Source organism: Janthinobacterium silvisoli (genome assembly GCF_014200725.1).
Lineage (GTDB): Bacteria > Pseudomonadota > Gammaproteobacteria > Burkholderiales > Burkholderiaceae_D > Janthinobacterium.
Genome location: NZ_JACHCL010000002.1, coordinates 1,202,849 through 1,219,690 on the forward strand (window position 1 = coordinate 1,202,849; position 16,842 = coordinate 1,219,690).

The 16,842-nt window shown below is 60.7% G+C and carries 19 protein-coding genes; 9 read left to right on the plus strand and 10 right to left on the minus strand.

Annotated elements, in window-relative coordinates:
* The first annotated feature begins 9 nt into the window (after nt 1-9).
* The gene (locus tag HDE75_RS15535; protein WP_183676835.1) at nt 10-363 is read left to right on the plus strand and encodes a YnfA family protein; all 354 of its coding nucleotides are present in this window, start codon (nt 10-12) and stop codon (nt 361-363) included.
* Here the strand turns inward: HDE75_RS15535 and HDE75_RS15540 are convergent, their stop codons facing one another.
* Together HDE75_RS15540 and HDE75_RS15545 are read right to left on the minus strand one after the other, a co-directional pair.
* A complete protein-coding gene (locus HDE75_RS15540) occupies nt 364-771 on the minus strand; it encodes a TerB family tellurite resistance protein (RefSeq protein ID WP_183676834.1) in 408 nt (135 codons plus the stop codon). It abuts the gene before it with no gap.
* 20 nt (nt 772-791) lie between these two features.
* The gene (locus HDE75_RS15545; protein WP_311735120.1) at nt 792-1,751 is read right to left on the minus strand and encodes a TerC family protein; all 960 of its coding nucleotides are present in this window, start codon (nt 1,749-1,751) and stop codon (nt 792-794) included.
* Nucleotides 1,752-1,881: 130 nt separating this feature from the next.
* Here HDE75_RS15545 and nhaR point away from each other — a divergent pair, with 130 nt between their 5' ends.
* Entirely contained in the window at nt 1,882-2,781 is a 900-nt protein-coding gene (gene nhaR, locus HDE75_RS15550) for a transcriptional activator NhaR (RefSeq protein WP_183676833.1), read from the plus strand.
* A gap of 48 nt (nt 2,782-2,829) precedes the next feature.
* On the opposite strand, the gene HDE75_RS15555 is transcribed toward nhaR, so the two are convergent.
* Together HDE75_RS15555 and HDE75_RS15560 are read right to left on the minus strand one after the other, a co-directional pair.
* On the minus strand, nt 2,830-3,207 hold the full coding sequence (locus HDE75_RS15555; protein ID WP_183676832.1) for a c-type cytochrome: 378 nt from the start codon (nt 3,205-3,207) through the stop codon (nt 2,830-2,832).
* 103 nt (nt 3,208-3,310) lie between these two features.
* Nucleotides 3,311-4,324: a zinc-binding alcohol dehydrogenase family protein gene (locus HDE75_RS15560; protein ID WP_183676831.1), complete on the minus strand. Its 1,014-nt coding sequence runs from the start codon at nt 4,322-4,324 to the stop codon at nt 3,311-3,313.
* 93 nt (nt 4,325-4,417) lie between these two features.
* Here HDE75_RS15560 and HDE75_RS15565 point away from each other — a divergent pair, with 93 nt between their 5' ends.
* The 3 genes from HDE75_RS15565 (at nt 4,418) to HDE75_RS15575 (ending at nt 7,368) form a co-directional block, all read left to right on the plus strand.
* A complete protein-coding gene (locus HDE75_RS15565; protein ID WP_183676830.1) occupies nt 4,418-5,335 on the plus strand; it encodes a LysR family transcriptional regulator in 918 nt (305 codons plus the stop codon).
* A gap of 125 nt (nt 5,336-5,460) precedes the next feature.
* Nucleotides 5,461-5,907, plus strand: coding sequence for a cupin domain-containing protein (locus HDE75_RS15570; RefSeq protein WP_221291866.1), 447 nt, complete (start codon nt 5,461-5,463; stop codon nt 5,905-5,907).
* Between the two features lie 135 nt (nt 5,908-6,042).
* Nucleotides 6,043-7,368, plus strand: a complete 1,326-nt coding sequence (locus HDE75_RS15575; protein WP_183676829.1) for a chloride channel protein — start codon at nt 6,043-6,045, stop codon at nt 7,366-7,368.
* Here HDE75_RS15575 and HDE75_RS15580 read toward each other — a convergent pair.
* The 4 genes from HDE75_RS15580 to HDE75_RS15595 all read right to left on the minus strand — a co-directional run bounded on the left by HDE75_RS15580 (nt 7,358) and on the right by HDE75_RS15595 (nt 11,383).
* On the minus strand, nt 7,358-7,873 hold the full coding sequence (locus HDE75_RS15580; RefSeq protein WP_311735121.1) for a MarR family winged helix-turn-helix transcriptional regulator: 516 nt from the start codon (nt 7,871-7,873) through the stop codon (nt 7,358-7,360). The two genes, HDE75_RS15575 and HDE75_RS15580, sit on opposite strands and share 11 nt — an antisense overlap.
* 87 nt (nt 7,874-7,960) lie before the next feature.
* Nucleotides 7,961-9,028 (minus strand): toxin-antitoxin system YwqK family antitoxin, encoded by a 1,068-nt coding sequence (locus tag HDE75_RS15585; RefSeq protein ID WP_183676828.1) that lies wholly within the window; start codon nt 9,026-9,028, stop codon nt 7,961-7,963.
* Nucleotides 9,029-9,042: 14 nt separating this feature from the next.
* Complete coding sequence (gene msbA, locus HDE75_RS15590; RefSeq protein ID WP_183676827.1) at nt 9,043-10,881, minus strand: lipid A export permease/ATP-binding protein MsbA; 1,839 nt, start codon at nt 10,879-10,881, stop codon at nt 9,043-9,045.
* A gap of 121 nt (nt 10,882-11,002) precedes the next feature.
* Nucleotides 11,003-11,383: a hypothetical protein gene (locus tag HDE75_RS15595; RefSeq protein ID WP_183676826.1), complete on the minus strand. Its 381-nt coding sequence runs from the start codon at nt 11,381-11,383 to the stop codon at nt 11,003-11,005.
* A 178-nt stretch (nt 11,384-11,561) separates the two neighbouring features.
* On the opposite strand from HDE75_RS15595, the gene HDE75_RS15600 reads away from it, so the two are divergent.
* From HDE75_RS15600 to HDE75_RS15615, 4 genes are read left to right on the plus strand one after another with little or no spacing between them, the layout of a single operon-like run.
* Complete coding sequence (locus HDE75_RS15600) at nt 11,562-13,082, plus strand: metal-dependent hydrolase family protein (protein ID WP_221291867.1); 1,521 nt, start codon at nt 11,562-11,564, stop codon at nt 13,080-13,082.
* A 40-nt stretch (nt 13,083-13,122) separates the two neighbouring features.
* Entirely contained in the window at nt 13,123-14,106 is a 984-nt protein-coding gene (locus HDE75_RS15605; protein ID WP_183676825.1) for a ribonuclease Z, read from the plus strand.
* 15 nt (nt 14,107-14,121) lie between these two features.
* Complete coding sequence (locus tag HDE75_RS15610; RefSeq protein ID WP_183676824.1) at nt 14,122-14,289, plus strand: hypothetical protein; 168 nt, start codon at nt 14,122-14,124, stop codon at nt 14,287-14,289.
* A gap of 6 nt (nt 14,290-14,295) precedes the next feature.
* Nucleotides 14,296-14,763 (plus strand): GNAT family N-acetyltransferase, encoded by a 468-nt coding sequence (locus tag HDE75_RS15615; RefSeq protein WP_183676823.1) that lies wholly within the window; start codon nt 14,296-14,298, stop codon nt 14,761-14,763.
* A gap of 48 nt (nt 14,764-14,811) precedes the next feature.
* Here HDE75_RS15615 and HDE75_RS15620 read toward each other — a convergent pair whose 3' ends face one another.
* Both HDE75_RS15620 and HDE75_RS15625 read right to left on the minus strand, forming a co-directional pair.
* A complete protein-coding gene (locus HDE75_RS15620; protein WP_183676822.1) occupies nt 14,812-15,591 on the minus strand; it encodes an alpha/beta fold hydrolase in 780 nt (259 codons plus the stop codon).
* A gap of 126 nt (nt 15,592-15,717) precedes the next feature.
* Nucleotides 15,718-16,800: an aldo/keto reductase gene (locus HDE75_RS15625; protein WP_183676821.1), complete on the minus strand. Its 1,083-nt coding sequence runs from the start codon at nt 16,798-16,800 to the stop codon at nt 15,718-15,720.
* Between the last annotated feature and the right edge of the window lie 42 nt (nt 16,801-16,842).

The following is a 16,842-nucleotide window of genomic DNA, read 5'->3' on the forward strand; positions in this document are numbered from 1 at the left end:
AGGAACACGATGTCAGCAACCCTGGAATGGACTTCCCTGGCCCGCACTTTCGGCCTCTTCACCGTCACGGCCGTGGCCGAACTGCTGGGCTGCTATCTGCCCATGCTGTGGCTCAACAACAAGGGCAGTGCCTGGCTGCTGTTGCCAGCCGCCCTCAGCCTGCTGGTCTTCGTCTGGCTGCTGACCCTGCATCCAGCCGCCAGCGGCCGGGTCTACGCCACCTATGGCGCCATCTACATCGCCACCGCGCTGGGCTGGCTGTGGCTGGTCGACGGCATCACGCCAGCCTGGACCGATATCGTCGGCGTGGGCCTGGCCCTGGCTGGCTCGGCTGTGATTGCCATGGGCAGCAAGACAGCCTGATCAACGCGTATGCCGGTGGAAATTGGTTTCAGCTGACCAGGCATTGCTGGCGCGGGTCAGCAAAACCGCTTCCCCATCGGCCAGCCAGCCGTCGGCATCGGCGATTTTCCACATCGCATGCAAGAGCTTGCGGCGCAAGTCCGGATCGGCAATCTCGGCCAGCAGGCTATCGATCACAGGGTTGCTCAGTTGTACCGCGCCGTGCAGGGTGGCGGTCGCCGTCAGCATGTCGTCGCACAGTTCTTGCAGCAAACGCTGGAACTCAGCAGCATCCATATCGATATGCTCGAGTATCTTGCTGCGCTGCAGGGCCTGCAATTCGGCACTGGCCAGGTTGCCGTCGACGATCATCATCAAGGCCAGCAGCCGTCCCGCTGCCTGTGGACTATTTACCGCATACGTACGCATCATCATTCCTTCAGTTAGATTTACTTTTCACTGCGGCGTATCAATACGCTCGCTACACAACTTGCCGCGATCAGCACCGCCACCACGACCAGCGAAGCTTCTACCGGCACGTGGTACCACGGCATGATCAACATCTTTGCGCCGATAAACACCAGCACCATCGCCAGGCCATACTTGAGCAGATGGAAACGGTCCGCCACGTCGACCAGCAGGAAATACAGGGCCCGCAATCCCAGGATGGCAAACAGGTTCGACGTGAACACGATGAACGGATCGGTCGTGATGGCGAAAATGGCCGGGATCGAATCGACGGCAAACACCAGGTCCGTCACCTCGATCAAAATCAGCACCAGGAACAGCGGCGTGACATACAGCAAGCCTCCCTTGCTTACCGTAAAGCGTTCGCCATGGTCACCCTCGGCCACCCGCAAATGGCGGCGGGCAAAACGCAGCACGGGGTTGTTGACAACGTCAGGCTCGGCATCGGCCGCCACCAGCATGCGCAGTCCCGTGACCAGCAAGAAGGCGCCAAACAGGTACAACACCCAGCTGAACTCGCTCACCACCCAGGCGCCCGCCATGATCATCACGGCGCGCATCACGATCGCCCCGAATACGCCGTAAATCAACACCCGGCGCTGGTACTGCACCGGTATCTGGAAGGCGCCAAAGATCAGCAGAAACACGAACACGTTATCGACCGACAGCGCTTTTTCTATCAAATAGCCGGAAAAGAATTCCAGCGCCTTCTGATTGGCGATCTCGGGACCAGCCGTGCCATTCAGATACCACCACAGGCCGCCGTTGAACATCAGCGCCATGCCGACCCACACCAGCGACCAGATGGCCGCCTCCTTGACACTGACCTTGTGCGCTTTGTTGCCGCCGAATACAAACAAATCCAGGACCAGCATCAGTAGCACGAAAGCGATAAAGCCGGCCCAGACGGGCGCCGTTGCAATACTCTCCAGGCCATTCATAAACTACCTCCTCGCATGGTTTTATCTAAAGCCAGGTAACCATCATAGAAGCAAATAATACATCGAACAAATCGAATATAATGAATGAATACATCGAAAAATTCGATGTATTGATGACCGGGAGAAGACCATGTCTGCGCTTAACTTCAAGCACTTGCGTTATTTCTGGATGGTGGCCAGGACGGGCAGCATTGCCCGCGCGGCGGAACAGCTGCATTTGACGCCGCAATCGATTTCCGGGCAGTTGAGCGACTTTGCCGAGTCCCTGGGCGTGGAATTGTTTCGCCGCAACGGGCGCAAGCTGGAATTGACGGATACGGGCCGGCGCATCCTGCGCCATGCGGAAGATATTTTCAGTACCGGCGATGAGTTGCTGGAAATCGTGCGCGACCAGTCACGCACCAGCACCACCACGTTTCGCGTCGGCTGCGCCGATTCCGTGTCGAAACTGATCGCCTGCCGCCTGGTCGAACCGGCCTTGAGCCTGGATCAACCGCTGCGCATGATTTGCCGCGAAGGCCGGCTGGCCAGCCTGCTGGCGGACCTGGCCGTGCACCGGCTGGACCTGATCATCGCCGACCGCACCATGCCGGCTCATTTGAGCGTGCGCGGCTTCAATCATTTATTGGGAGAAAGCGGCATGACCGTGTTTGGCACGGCAGCCCTGGCGGCCACCTTGCCGGGCGAGTTTCCCGCCTGCCTGGACGGCGCCCCGCTGCTGCTGCCGGGAGAAGACTATGCCATCTACGGCCGTTTGCTGCAGTGGCTGGGCGAAAACAAGCTGCATCCACGCATCGTCGGCGAGTTCGATGACAGCGCAATGATGCAGGCGTTTGGCCAGTCCGGCGCCGGCCTGTTCTTTGCCCCCACCGTGATCGCGCGCCAGGTATGCGAACAATACGCGGTGGTGGCGCTGGGCCAGGTCGACAGCCTGGTGGAACAGGTGTATGCGATCACCACCGAGCGCCGTTTGCGCCACCCGGCCACGGTGGCCATCAGCCAGAATGCGCGGCGCGAGCTGTTTGCATAAGCTGTTTATATAAGCTGTTTGCAAGCAAGCCTGAATGGCTGCTGGACATCATCGATTTTTTAAAATCACAGCACTCATGTATTGATGCAAATCACGAAAATCCTGCACCCGCCAGGCGTACGGCGCCAGCTTGACGCCATTCTCACGCAGGGTTTTCGGTATCAAGTCGCCATTGGGACGCAGTATGACCGATGACACAATCACGCCCGGATAATCATGCAGCCGCTTTTTGAAAGCAGCTGTCGTCAAATCAGGGGTGGCAGGATTGCTTTTATTCGCCAATGGCCCAGTTCCCTTGATATCTATTCCATGGCACATGGCGCATCGCTGCACATAGAGTTTTTTCCCATTGGCATTATCGGCGAACGATGATGAAGTTTGCATCATCGATAAGATTCCTAGTGTGGCGATGAATAATAGTTTCATTTTTATGTGGGCTGCTTGTCTCAATCAAATATGAATCCAGAGTAGACCCCTCGCACCCGCGAGAGGCCGGCTGGCAGGCCGGCATTGTCCCATTAATCCCGGTTTAATCCTGTTCTGCCAGCACGATCTTGCCGCAACCACCACCACGTTCGATCATGCCGTGCGCCAGCGCCATGCTGGCAGCTCCTGGCGCCAGCCGCTGCTGCAGAGTGCTGCGCAACACACCCTCTTCCAGCAAGCGCGCCACCCGCTGCAGGATGTGATGCTGCTCGATCATGTCCGGCGTGCCATACAAGGGCCGCGTAAACACCATTTCCCAGTGCAGCGACACGCTTTTGGCTTTCAGCGGGGCCGCATCGAATTGCTGGTGGTCATCAATGACGGCCAGCTTGCCGTGCGGCGCGATAATCTCGACCAGTTCCTGGAAGTGCTGCGCCGTATTCGACAAGGCGGCGATATGCGTCACAGCAGGAATGTTCAAGGCAGCGACCTGCGCCACCAATGGCAGGCTGTGGTCAATCACGTGATGGGCACCCATGCTGCGGCACCATGCGACGCTGTCCGGGCGTGACGCGGTGGCGATTACCGTGAAACCCGTCAACTGGCGCGCCAGCTGTATCAGCAGCGAACCCACGCCGCCCGCGCCGCCCAGCACCAGCAAGCTGCCGCGCTGCTGCAGGTCTCCCGGAGTGATGGCAAAGCGCTCGAACAGCAATTGCCAGGCCGTCAGCGCCGCCAGCGGCACGGCAGCGGCTTGCGCAAAACTCAGATTGGCCGGCATGGCGGCCGCAATGCGCTCATCGACCAGCTGGTATTCGGCATTGCTGCCCGTACGGTCAAACGAACCGGCGTAATACACGCGCTGACCCGGCTTGAATAAACGCACTTCAGCGCCGGCGGCTTCCACCACCCCAGCCGCATCCCAGCCGAGGGCACGCACCGTATCAGGCACTTGCACCAGCCCCGCGCGCACCTTGGTGTCGAGCGGATTGACGCCCACGGCGTGCACGCGCACCAGCACATCGCGCGGACCGGGGACAGGTTTGTCGACTGTCGTGTCGAACAGGCAATCAGGGTTGTCCACCTTGCTGCCCAGCTTGAAAGCTATGCTTTTCATAAGACTACCTCCATGTAAAAACCCATGGTAGAGCGCTGCACAACAAAGAAAAATATGCTTCAATGCGTTTCACTACTGACCAAACTGTCATGAATGAATACCACTGATAACTTATCTGGCGTGACCCTGTTCGTGCAACTGGCGCGGGCGGGCAGCTTTGTCGCAGCGGCGCGGCAAGCAGGCATTTCGCCATCGGCCGTCAGCAAGAGCCTGGCCCGGCTGGAACAGCGCCTGGGCGTGCGCCTGTTCCAGCGCAGCACGCGCCAGCTGAGCCTGACGGCGGAAGGCAAGCTATTTCTCGCACGCAGCGAGCACATCCTGGCGGAAATGCAGGCCGCCCAGCAGGAGCTGGCTGGCCATCAAACACCGCAGGGCAAGCTGCGCCTGGGCTTGCCGGAACTGGGGCAATTCCTGTTGCCCGTGCTGGCCGACTTTGCCGAACAGCATCCTGCCATCACACTGGAGCTTGATTTCAGCGATGGGCTGGCCGACGTGGTGGGCGAAGGCTTTGACGCCGTGCTGCGCATCGGTGCGCCGCGCGACTCGCGCCTGGCCGCCCGCAAGCTGGCCCAGTTCCACTCTTGCGTGGTGGCTTCGCCGTCTTATCTGGAGCGCCATGGCACGCCACTGACACCGGCCAATCTGCAGCACCATGCCTGCCTGCACTATCGCTTCCGTCACAGCGGCAAGATCGAAGCCTGGCATTTACTGCGGGAAGAAGATGCGCCGCCGCTGGAACTTCCCCTGTCCATGGTCTGCAACAACCTGGAAGCGCGGCTGCACTTCGCCCAACGCGGCCTGGGGCTGGCCTGGCTGCCGCACTTTCATGTGCGTGCGGCGCTGGCCGATGGCAGCCTGCGCGAAGTGCTGGCGCCTTACGCCGTGCACGACCATCCAGCCCACAGTTGCTGGCTGTTATGGCCCTCCGGGCCGCATCTGGCGCCGAAAGTGCGGGCCTTGATCGACTTTTTCGCCGACGCGGGAAGCTTCTTGCAAAGCGTCGAAAAATAAGGCTGCTTTTCGCATGATTATTGCCAGAGCGGATATTTCTTATGAGAAATTGTTTCCATATGATCGTATCGATGCTAGCCAGCAAGGGCTGGCGTCGTAACTGATTTGACCAACAATGGAACTCAATGATGCGCTTGATATCGAAAGCAGGAACTGCCGTCTCCCTGGCCCTTGCCGGATGGCTGTCGATGGCTTGTGCGCAGGCAAAGGACGCCGCGCCAGCCGTGCAGGTCGAGACCCTGTCGAAGACCAGCACGGCCTGGGATGGCGAGGCATACCAGGCCTACCCCACGGGCACGCCGGAAGTCACGGTATTGAAAATCACCATCCCCGCCCACTCGGAACTGCCCTGGCATACCCATCCGATGGAAAATACGGGGTACATCTTGTCCGGTGAGTTGACGCTGGAAAAAAAGGACAATGGACAAAAAATGGTCTTCAAGCCAGGGCAAGTGGTCAATGAAACCATCGGCGAAGTCCATCGCGGATTGACCGGCGACGAGCCGGTAGTGCTGATCGTGTTTTATGCGGGACAGAAAGGCATGCCATTGTCTGAAAAGCCGCTGCCTTGATGGCTTTGCGATAACAGCCGTGTTCCCCTAGCGCCAAGCAATAAAGTAACGCCAGCGAAATACATTTGCCCAAATATAGGTTTATAATCGCAAGTCTCCCCGACGCCCAGCGCGCCTCCTTCAGGACTTGCCGCAATGAAACACCTGCACGATATCCCTTCTGCTTTCAAGCAAGAGTTTGCCAACCCGCGCCTGTGGTGGACGCGCGCCGTCGTGATCGGCATGGCCGCCATCGCCGGCCTGGTGGTGGTCGGCTTTACCTGGCTGGCCGAAGGCGCGCTCGACCTGTTTCTGCATTTCAATGCCAAGGCCTGGTGGCTGGTCCTGCTATGGACGCCTGCCCTGGCCGCCCTGATCGTCTGGCTGACGCGCCGCTACGCCGCAGGCGCGGCCGGCTCCGGCATCCCGCAAGTGATGGCCACCCTGGACCCCGCCGTCAGCCCGGCCGACCGTTCCCTGTTCGTGTCGCTGAAATTGAGCGCAGCCAAGATCGTGCTGACGGCGGGCGGCATGCTGGGCGGTTTGTCGCTGGGACGCGAAGGGCCGTCCGTGCAAATCGCCGCCGGCGTGATGCTGGCCGCGCGCCGCTTCTTGCCACGCCACACGCAAATCAGCGCGCATTCCTTGCTGGTGGCGGGCGGCGCGGCCGGTATCGCGGCCGCCTTCAACACGCCGCTGGCAGGCGTCATGTTTGCCATCGAAGAACTGTCGCGCACGCCCGAACAGCGCAATAGCGGCTTGATCGTGGCCGGCATCGTGCTGGCGGGCTTGATGGCCGTTTCCATTACCGGCAACGCCACGCATTTTGGCGTGATACACCCCGGCCCCATCGCCATGGCGCTGGCCCTGCCCGGTTTGCTGGTGACCCTGGTGGCGGGTGTGGCGGGCGGCTTGTTTTCGCGTTTGCTGCTGGCCTCGGCACGCGGCAACCCGCTGGGCAAATTATCGGGCTGGCGCAGCCGCTACCCGGTCTTGTTTGCCGCCGTCTGCGGTTTGCTGGTGGCCGGTATCGGCATCGCCAGCCACGGCGCCACGTTTGGCAGCGGCACGGGCGCCACGCGGGCCATGCTGGCTGGCGACAGCAGCATGCCAGCTGCTTTTGTCGGCTTTAAATATGTGGCCACCTGGCTGACCGTCTGGTCAGGCGTGCCGGCCGGCATCTTTGCCCCATCGCTGGCCATCGGCGCCGGTATCGGCCATGACATCGCGCAATTATTGCAATACCCATATGCGCCGGCCCTGATCGCGCTGGGCATGGTAGGTTTCCTGGCGGCCGCCACGCAGGCGCCTCTGACGGCCTTCATCATCGTCATGGAAATGGTCGATGGCCACAGCATGGTGCTGAGCCTGATGGCTTGCGCAGTGGTTGCCAGCACCGTTTCGCGCGTGCTCAGCCCACCGCTGTATGGTGCGCTGGCGCAACTGCAATTGCAGCGATTGCCTCAAGCGCCTACATCGTAAAGGTGAACGGCTGCATGCCGGCCTGGCGGTCATCAGGCGTGACCACGGCCAGCAAGGCCGTCAGCCCCTGGTTCAGTTGCGCCAGGCTGCTAGCGTCAAGCTGGGCCAGCGCACTGGGCAGCAAACCACGCGCGGGCTGCGGCGCATCGGCGATGACAAGCTGGCCCTGCTCCGTCAAGGTCAGGGTCACGACGCGCTGGTCGGGCTGGTCGCGCGCCTTGCGCACATACATTTTTTTCACCAGGGCATCGACCAGATTGCTGGCCGTGGTCTGGTGCAGCGACATTTTCGTCGCCAGTTCCCCCATGCGCAGGCCGGGCTGGTCGTGCAGCTCCTGCATCACCCATAATTGCGCACCGGACACGCCACACTGCTTCTCGATCTGCGCCGAGTGCCGCTGCGCCGCGCGCATGACAACGCGCATGTTTTGCAAGGCCAGGCTGCGCGCCCGTTCCAGCTCACCTGGCGCTACATTGACCGTTGCCGACGCTACGCGTTCTATCACCACTGTCTCCTGAGATTATCCCGGCCCTTGAGTCATCCTCGACCAAGCCGCAAACCCGCATGATACCTGCAATCGCGTATCAAGAGATCATGGATTAAGGGGCACCGGCTGCCCATCCTGCCAGGCTTGCGCCATGGTCTGCTTGCCGCTTTTATCCCAACGGCGTTCCACACCCTGTTTCTGATCATGCTCATACGGCACGATCTGTTGCAAGCTGCCATCGCTGTACCAGATTTGCATCAAGCCATGACGTTGCCCATCGACAAAGGGAATCACGCTGGCGCGCACGCCGTTTTCATACCACTCGGTCACATCGCCCTGCTCGCGCCCCTGCACATCACGCTGCCAGGCAATCACGGGCTTGCCATCCGGTGCCCATTTTTGCATGCTGAGGACTTCGCCGTGGTGGTACAGCACTTTTTGCGATACTTGCCCATTGTCATGGCTTTCAAACGACCAGCCTTCAGGCTGGCCATGCACGAATACGGTGCGGGCGCGCAAGCTGCCGTCCGGGGCGTAATCGACAAACTCGCCTTCGCGCTTGTCATGCACGAAGCGCACGCGCTGATACAGTTGTCCATTGGTATGAAATACTTCCGACAAGCCATGCATCTGGCCATCTTTCAGGTGGGCACGGCTGCTGACCTTGCCATTCGCCCCATACGATACATAGACACCATCAGCTATCTTTTGACCGCGATACACGATGCGGCTCATCAACTGACCATTCTCGTGGAAACTCTCGACCAGGCGCCCATTCGGCAATGGTGTTTCGCGCTGTTTGAGCTGGCCACTCTCGTAAAACAGCTCGCCGCCGGCCAGTTCCTTGCCCTGGGCATCGAGCCTGGCTGTTTTAAACACCTGCCCATTCTCGTAATACCATTTGCGCAGGTGCACAAACTTCGCCTGGCTCAATTTCAGATCGGTGGTGTAAGTCTCCATGGCAATTTTGCCTGGCGTTTCGGGAAACGCCAGCAACACATGCCAGGCGCCCAGCGCCTCGTCGCGCACGGGCGGCGTGCGCAAGGCATACATGGCGTGCGACGCATCGCTGGGCTCAAAATCTTGCGTCAGATACATGGATTGCGCTTCTTCTGGCGCAGGCGCTTGCCGCGCATGCGCGACCAATGGCAGAGCCAGCGCCAGCCACAACATTGGCCAGGACTGCTTCACACGCTGCGCGGCGCTGCCGGCTCGCGCGACAGCTGGCTGGCATGCAGGCGCGCATAGGCGCCATTGCGCTCCAGCAAGGCTGCGTGGGTGCCAGATTCCACCAGCTGGCCACCTTGCATCACGACGATACGGTCGGCGCTCTCAATGGTCGACAAACGGTGGGCGATGACGATGGTGGTACGGTCGCGCATCAGCACTTCCAGCGCCGCCTGCACTTGCCGCTCGGATTCGGTATCGAGCGCACTGGTGGCCTCGTCGAGCAGCAAGATAGGCGCATCCTTGTACAGCGCGCGGGCGATCGCCAGGCGCTGGCGTTGCCCGCCAGACAGGCGCGAACCGTTCTGGCCGGCTGGCGTCGCATAGCCTTGCGGCAATTGCTCGATGAAATCATGGGCGTAGGCGGCGCGCGCGCACGACTCGATGCGGGCCTGGTCCGGCGTCGGATCGCCATACGCGATATTGGCCGCCACCGTATCGTTGAACAGGATCACGTCCTGGCTGACCAGCGCGAACTGGCGACGCAGGGCCAGCAATTCGTAATCGCGCACATCGACCCCATCGAGCAGGATACGGCCGCTGCTCACGTCATAGAAGCGGGGCAGCAAGCCCAGCAAGGTGGTCTTGCCACCGCCGGAACCACCCACCAGCGCTACCGTCTCGCCGGCCGCGATGTCGAGCACAATATTGTTCAGCGCGGTAGGGGCATCGGGATCGTCGCTATAGCGGAAATTCACATTCTGCAAGGACAGATTACCCTGCACCGTCGCTGGCGTCTGCGTGCCAGGGTCGGGCTCGACCGGCGTATCGATCAGGGTGAATACGGATTCGGCCGCTGCCAGGCCACGCTGCAGCGGTTCATTGATCTTGGTCAGGTTCTTGATTGGCGACTGCATGGCCATCAGCGCGCCCATGAAGGCGACGAAGGCGCCGGGCGTGATGGCGCCGCTTTGCGCGCGCAGCATGGCGAAATAAATCACCGACGACAAGGTGATACCAACGAGCATCATGATGAAGCCGGAATTGACGGCCGAGGTGGACGCATGCTTGACGGCCAGCTGGCGGTTCAGCTTCACGACCCGCAGGAAACGTTTCTTTTCATATTGCTGGCCGCCAAAGATTTTCACCACGCGCTGCCCGCCTATGCTTTCATCGAGCACGGAGGTGAGTTCCCCTACGGCTTGCTGTGCGCTCTTGCTCAAATGGCGCATGCGACGCCCCGCCAAGGTGACTACCAGCGCGACGATAGGCAAGGATGCCATGCAAAAGATGGCCAGCTTGACGTCTATGCTGAACAGCAAGACCAGATAGCCGATGGTGGCCACCGAATCGCGCACCATCACGTTGAGTACGTTCAAGCCCGCCTGCGATACCTGGCTGGCATCGAAGGCCACGCGCGATTGCGTCACGCTGGTGGTGGTGGTGTCAAAAAAGCGGCTGGGAAGGCGCATGATGGTGGCAAACATCTGCTCGCGCAAATCGGCCTGCACCCGGCTCGACAGCCACACGGAACCGTAATCGCCGGCAAAACTCGACACCATGCGCATGACGGCCAGGCCCAAAATGGTGGCCGGGATCACCCATAGTTCCGTCTGACCCGCATGCGCGGGCAGGAAGCGGTCCACCCAGCCTTGCAGCGTGGCCATCATGCCCGTCACTGGCGCGGCATGTTCGGTGGCGGTGCTGCGCATGGCGTCCACCACGTTTTGCAACTGGCGTATCAGCAGCACGTCGGTGGCAGACGCCACGCCCACGGCCAGCAAGGTGGCGGCGACAATCGCGCCGTAACGGCGAAACTGGCTGACCAGGCGGAAAAACAATCGGCGGCTTTGCTGCATGTAGGTGAGAATGGTAAAAGGGAAAGCGTGATTTTAACGCGTGCCGGGGTTCCCTAGAAGAAACTCTCCAGGCCAGCACGGGAATCAGCCTCCCAATACAACAGCTTGGCTGCAGGACCGGCTAGGATTTCGCCACTTTCCAGTTTTCGCTACCGGCCTTGCACAGTTTCAATTTCAGCGTCTGGTCCTGCCCCTTGGCCGTCAAAGCCACATGCAGGGTACGGCACACCTGGGCATCCGTCTTTTCCGTCTCGCTGGCCGTGATGTCGGCATGGATGCGCACGGAATTGCGCAAGCCTTCATTGCTCCACTGGCTGGTTTCACCATCCTTTTTTTCATTCAGCACCTGCGTCGCGGCCTTGGTCAGGGCCGGGCTATCGTATTTATTCAGATAAGCCATCGGCGTTTCCGCCAGGAAGCCCAAGCCCACGGCGGCGGCCGTGCCGCTACAAACAACCAGCGCCAGCGCGGCGGCAATTTTTTGATATTTTTTAAAAAACATGCGTGACCTCCTCGATTAAGCATCATCAGGCATTGAACTGCGAACGGCATGCGGGCCCAGCATAGCGGACCACGTGTCAATTCTATATTTGTTTTCGTAAAGCAAGTGCACGCTTGACTCCGCTTACCGTGCGGCTTTCAATGAACGCTCCAACACCTCGACATAAGGGATGACCGCCATGGCACTGGTTCACACTGGATTGACGATAGCGGAACAGACACTGGCCAGCGCCTGGCAAAAGACCTGGCAGACGGGCGGCTTGAAACCCCGCGCCTGCGATTGCGGCGGCACCGTCTTCAATATCCTGTATCAGCGGGTCATGGCGGACATGCGGCGGCGCCAATTTCTGGGCGGCACGGCCGCCATGCTGGCTCCCTTCCTGGGACTGTCTGCTAGCAATGCCATTGCCCAGCAGCCGCAGGCGCCCGTACGGCCATTGCTGCTGACCAATCTGCGCCTGTTCGACGGCACGGGCAAGCCGCCACGCACGGGTGTCAATGTGCTGGTGACGGGGTCCACCATCACCGCCCTGCCATCAGCCGGCGAGAAAGTCGAAGGCGCACAAATCATCGATTGCCAGGGCAAGCTGGTGATGCCAGGCTTGATCGACGCCCACTGGCATACCATGCTGGCCGGCATCAACCAGGCCACGGCCATGACTTCCGATGTCGGTTATTTGTACCTGGTGGCGGCGCAGGAAGCGCAGCGCACCCTGTTGCGCGGCTTTACGTCCGTGCGCGATGCGGGGGGCCCTGCGTTTGCCCTCAAGCGCGCCATCGATGAAGGCATCGTAACTGGTCCGCGCATCTTCCCATCGGGCGCCATGATTTCGCAAACCTCGGGCCATGGCGATTTCCGCCTGCGCTCGGAAGTGCCGCGCGCGGCCAATGCACCGTTGAGCGTAGTGGAATCGGTGGGCGTGGCCATGATCGCCGATGGCGAAACGGAAGTGCTGCGCCGGGTGCGCGAACAATTGATGCTGGGCGCGACGCAAATCAAGATGCTGGCTGGCGGCGGCGTGGCCTCGCTGTACGACCCGCTCGACAGCACGCAATACTCGGAACGCGAACTGCGAGCCGGGGTGGAAGCGGCTGCCGACTGGGGCACTTACGTGATGGCCCACGTCTATACGCCGAAAGGCATACAGCGCGCCATCCGCGCGGGCGTGCGCAGCATCGAGCATGGCCAGCTGGCCGACGACGAGAGCGCGCGCATGATGCGCGACGGCGGTGTGTGGTGGAGCTTGCAACCGTTTCTGCAAGACGAGGACAGCAATGTGTATCCCGATGCGGCGCGCCGGGCCAGCCAGCAAATCGTTTCCGATGGCACGGTGCACGCTTATGCGCTGGCGCAAAAATACGGCATCAAGACGGGCTGGGGCACCGATATCCTGTTCAATGCCAAGATCACGCACACGCAAGGCCGGCAACTGGCCAAACTGACGCGCTTTTACGATCCGCTCACCCTGCTGGCGCAGGCCACGGGCCAGAATGGCGAACTGCTGACTTTGTCAGGTGCACGCGCGCCCTATGCCGGTCCCTTGGGCAAGCTGGCCGTGGGCGCGCTGGCGGACTTGCTGGTAGCCGATGGCGACCCGACGAAAAATCTCGATTTCCTGGCGCAACCGGAGCAAAACTTGCTGCTGATCATGAAAAACGGCCACATCTACAAGGACAAGCTGGGCGCACAGGCAAGTTAACGGATAGCCAAGCAAAGCAGCCTGCCGCATAATATGCGGCATGTTCAAACTGACTTTCCTCGGCACGTCTTCGGGCGTGCCCACCCGCTACCGTAACGTCACCTCGCTGGCCGTCCAGCCCTCCACCAGCCGCGACTGGTGGATGGTCGATTGCGGCGAAGCGACCCAGCACCGCTTGCAGCGCATACCCCTGTCCGTGCACGACCTGGCCGGCATCTGCATCACGCACGTGCATGGCGACCATAGCTACGGCTTGCCGGGCCTGCTCGCCAGCGCTTCCATGACGGGCCGCAAGCGGCCCTTGCTCCTGATCGCGCCACCCGCCATCAAAGCCTGGATCGACGCCACCTTGCTGCACACGGAACTGTTTTTGACGTATCCGCTGATCCATATCGACGTCAACAGCAGCGACATCGTACATCAGGAGACAGGGCTGATCATTACCCGCCATGCGCTGTCGCACCGCGCCGACAGCGTGGCGTTCCGCTTCGCGCTGGAAAGCAGCAAGTGGAAACTGGACAAGGCCGCCCTGCAAGCACGCGGCGTACCGTCCGGCCCGGCCTGGGGCCAATTACATGCAGGCAATGACGTGCAGCTGGAAGACGGCAGTCTGCTGGCAGCTGCCGACTTCCGCATCACGAAAACAGACCAGGCGACCATCGTCATCGGCGGCGACAACGACACGCCGTCCCTGCTGGCAGACGCCTGCGCCGGTGCGCAATTGCTGGTGCATGAAGCCACCTACACGGAAGCCATGCTGCAAAAAGTCGGCCCCGGCCCCACCCACAGCTCCGTGCAGCGGGTGGCGCAATTTGCCGCCGCCAGCCAGTTGCCGAATTTGATACTCACGCACTTTAGCGCGCGCTACCATCACGCGGCCGGTATGGCGGAACTGGAAGCGGAAGCCAGGCAGCACTATGCCGGCAGCTTGTTCCTGGCGCGCGATTTTGATACCTATGAACTCGATGCGGCTGGCGTACTGAACAAGCTGCCTCCCCCTGAACACCAGACCAAAGGAGAATAGCAAGTGGACAAACACATGATAGAGCAGCGCCTGAGCGAACTGAAACGCAACCAGGCACAAGGCGAACAACAGCTGCTGACACTGGACGCGCAAAAACGCGAGCTGCAAGCCACGCTACAACGCATCAGCGGCGCCATTACGGTGCTGGAAGAATTGCTGGCCTCCCCCGATACGCCTGACTGAGAACCCATGAGCCTTCAAAAGACATCGATTACCTTCAGCCCCGGCCGCGCCGGCGACACGCCAGCGTATATCGCACTGCGCGGCAAGACCCGGCAAAATGCCATCGGCCAGGAGCGCCTGGCCGAACTGGGTATCACGGCAGAGTCGTGGGCGGAAATGATAGAGTCCGGCAATCTGCCAGGGCAAGTTTGCCATCAGGATGGCCAACTGATCGGCTATTGCTTTGGCGACAGGGAAAGCGGCGAGATCGTCGTGCTGGCGCTGTTGCCGGAAGCCGAGGGACTCGGTATCGGCAAGGCTTTGCTGGACAGGGTGATGGCTGAACTGAGCGCAGCAGGCCATGCTCGATTGTTCCTCGGCTGCTCCAGCGACCCGCAATCACGCTCCTATGGCTTTTATCGCCATCTGGGCTGGAAATCGACGGGCGAAACGGACCAGTACGGCGATGAAGTACTGGAATACCTGTTCACATAATGCGCCTGGCCTGATACCAGGCAGGCATCAGGCAGAGCACAATAGGACTTACAGGCCAGCCGCTTTTTCAATCAGGGCAGCAATTTCCTGTGGATGGGAAATCAGCGCCAAGTGGCTGCCTTTGACTTCGATGGTTTGCGCATGCATGCGCTGGGCCATGAAGCGCTCGAAGTCAGGATTGATGGTGCGGTCTTCCGTCGAGACAGCGTAATAGCTGGGCTTGACTTTCCAGGCGGCCTGGGTAGTGCGGGCCGAAAAGATCGCTTGCGAGGCTTGGCCTTGCACCGCATACAGGGTGCGCGCCTTGGCGGTATCGAGATCGCCCGCAAAGTCATGCAGGAAAGCCTGTTCGCTCAGCTGGGCATAACCGTCCGGCGTCTTGATCAGGCCAGCGCTGGCAGGTGCTGCCGGGAACTTGGCCGCCAGCGCGCCGTAATCTTCACCGGCATCGGGGCCACGCGCCGCCACGTACACCAGCGCCGACACTTTCGGATCGGTACCGGCTTCGGAAATCACCATGCCGCCATACGAGTGCGCCACCAGCACAGTCGGGCCATCCTGCAGCGCCAGCACGCGGCGCGTTGCTTCGGCATCGTCAGCCAGCGAGCGCAATGGATTTTGCACGGCAGTCACGTGCAAGCCCGCTTTTTGCAGCAGTGGAATTACTTCCGACCAGCTCGACGCATCGGCATACAGGCCGTGCACCAGCACCACATTCTTGGCGACAACAGGATTGGCGGTCGGCGCCGCACTTTGCGCCATGGCGCCGGTGGAAGCGAAAAGAAAGGTAGCGCTGGCGATCGCGGCGGAAATAAGACGAGCTTGCATGATATGGTCCTTGGAGTGGGTTGGGGAAACAGTAAGGACAGTATGCAAGCGTGCCTGCAACAGCAACATGACACGCTTATGACAAAATAATGACAAGAAGAACTCAAAGACCAGGATGAACCGTGCCTAGTAGCGTGTGCTGCTCGCCGTCAGCCACGGCAGCGCCGTGGTTTGCCGGCCATCGACCGTGGCGCCAGCAAACGCCAGCATCGGCGCCAGGTGTTCGTTGACGTCGGCCGGGAAATTGAGCGCCGGTTTGGTGACCTGGTCCAGCCTGGCGATCTCTTCCTGCGTGAGCTTGAGCGTCAATGAACTGAGGTTGTCCTGCAACTGGTCCAACCGGCGCGCGCCGATCAGGGTAGAGACTACGCCCGCGCGGCCTTGCACCCAGGCCAGCGCCACTGCGGCCGGGCTGGCCTGGCGTTCGGCGGCGATGGCCTTGACGACATCGATCACCAGGAATTCCTGTTCCGACGGCGAAGCGCCCACCAGCTTGGAACGCTCGGACTGGCTGATGCCGGCATTTTCACGCGTATATTTGCCGGACAGCCAGCCGCCCTTGAGCGGACTCCAGGGCATGGCGCCCAAATGCAGTTCACGCGCCATCGGCATCAATTCGCCTTCCACCGTGCGCTGCAGCAAGGAATATTCCAACTGCAGCGCGATCAGCGGCGCCCAGCCGCGAAATTGTGCGATGGTTTGCGCCTGCGCGGTTTTCCAGGCCGGTGCATCGGAAATGCCGATATAGCGGATCTTGCCAGCCCGCACCAGATCGTCCAGGGTGCGCATGGTTTCCTCGATCGGCGTGCTCGGTTCCCAGTTATGTATCCAGTACAGGTCGATATAGTCCGTCTGCAGCCGGCGCAGTGACGCTTCGCACTGCTCGATGATAGCCTTGCGGCCATTGCCGCCACCGTTCGGGTCGCCCGCATGCAGGTTGCCAAAGAACTTGGTGGCGATCACGCTGCGGTCGCGGCCTTTACGCCGCGCAAAGAAGTCTCCGATGATTTTTTCCGAATGCCCATTCGTGTACAGATTGGCCGTATCGATAAAGTTGCCGCCCTGCTCCAGGTAGGCGCTGAGGATAGCTTCCGAGTCGGCCGGGCTGGAACCCCAGCCCCAATCTTCGCCGAAAGTCATGGTGCCCAGGCACAGAGGGCTGACATGCAGGCCGGAATGGCCAAGGGTGATATAGGAATCGAGCGACATGGTGTACTCCTGATGGTGGTGGTGAAGCCTCCATCTAACCAC

Coding starts and splice junctions, on each gene's coding strand:
- HDE75_RS15535 (WP_183676835.1), top strand. CDS start 10: ATGTCAGCAACCCTGGAATGGACTTCCCTGGCCCGCACTTTCGGCCTC.
- HDE75_RS15540 (WP_183676834.1), bottom strand. CDS start 771: ATGCGTACGTATGCGGTAAATAGTCCACAGGCAGCGGGACGGCTGCTG.
- HDE75_RS15545 (WP_311735120.1), bottom strand. CDS start 1,751: ATGAATGGCCTGGAGAGTATTGCAACGGCGCCCGTCTGGGCCGGCTTT.
- nhaR (WP_183676833.1), top strand. CDS start 1,882: ATGTCTGCGCTTAACTTCAAGCACTTGCGTTATTTCTGGATGGTGGCC.
- HDE75_RS15555 (WP_183676832.1), bottom strand. CDS start 3,207: ATGAAACTATTATTCATCGCCACACTAGGAATCTTATCGATGATGCAA.
- HDE75_RS15560 (WP_183676831.1), bottom strand. CDS start 4,324: ATGAAAAGCATAGCTTTCAAGCTGGGCAGCAAGGTGGACAACCCTGAT.
- HDE75_RS15565 (WP_183676830.1), top strand. CDS start 4,418: ATGAATACCACTGATAACTTATCTGGCGTGACCCTGTTCGTGCAACTG.
- HDE75_RS15570 (WP_221291866.1), top strand. CDS start 5,461: ATGATGCGCTTGATATCGAAAGCAGGAACTGCCGTCTCCCTGGCCCTT.
- HDE75_RS15575 (WP_183676829.1), top strand. CDS start 6,043: ATGAAACACCTGCACGATATCCCTTCTGCTTTCAAGCAAGAGTTTGCC.
- HDE75_RS15585 (WP_183676828.1), bottom strand. CDS start 9,028: ATGTTGTGGCTGGCGCTGGCTCTGCCATTGGTCGCGCATGCGCGGCAA.
- msbA (WP_183676827.1), bottom strand. CDS start 10,881: ATGCAGCAAAGCCGCCGATTGTTTTTCCGCCTGGTCAGCCAGTTTCGC.
- HDE75_RS15595 (WP_183676826.1), bottom strand. CDS start 11,383: ATGTTTTTTAAAAAATATCAAAAAATTGCCGCCGCGCTGGCGCTGGTT.
- HDE75_RS15600 (WP_221291867.1), top strand. CDS start 11,562: ATGGCACTGGTTCACACTGGATTGACGATAGCGGAACAGACACTGGCC.
- HDE75_RS15605 (WP_183676825.1), top strand. CDS start 13,123: ATGTTCAAACTGACTTTCCTCGGCACGTCTTCGGGCGTGCCCACCCGC.
- HDE75_RS15610 (WP_183676824.1), top strand. CDS start 14,122: ATGATAGAGCAGCGCCTGAGCGAACTGAAACGCAACCAGGCACAAGGC.
- HDE75_RS15615 (WP_183676823.1), top strand. CDS start 14,296: ATGAGCCTTCAAAAGACATCGATTACCTTCAGCCCCGGCCGCGCCGGC.
- HDE75_RS15620 (WP_183676822.1), bottom strand. CDS start 15,591: ATGCAAGCTCGTCTTATTTCCGCCGCGATCGCCAGCGCTACCTTTCTT.
- HDE75_RS15625 (WP_183676821.1), bottom strand. CDS start 16,800: ATGTCGCTCGATTCCTATATCACCCTTGGCCATTCCGGCCTGCATGTC.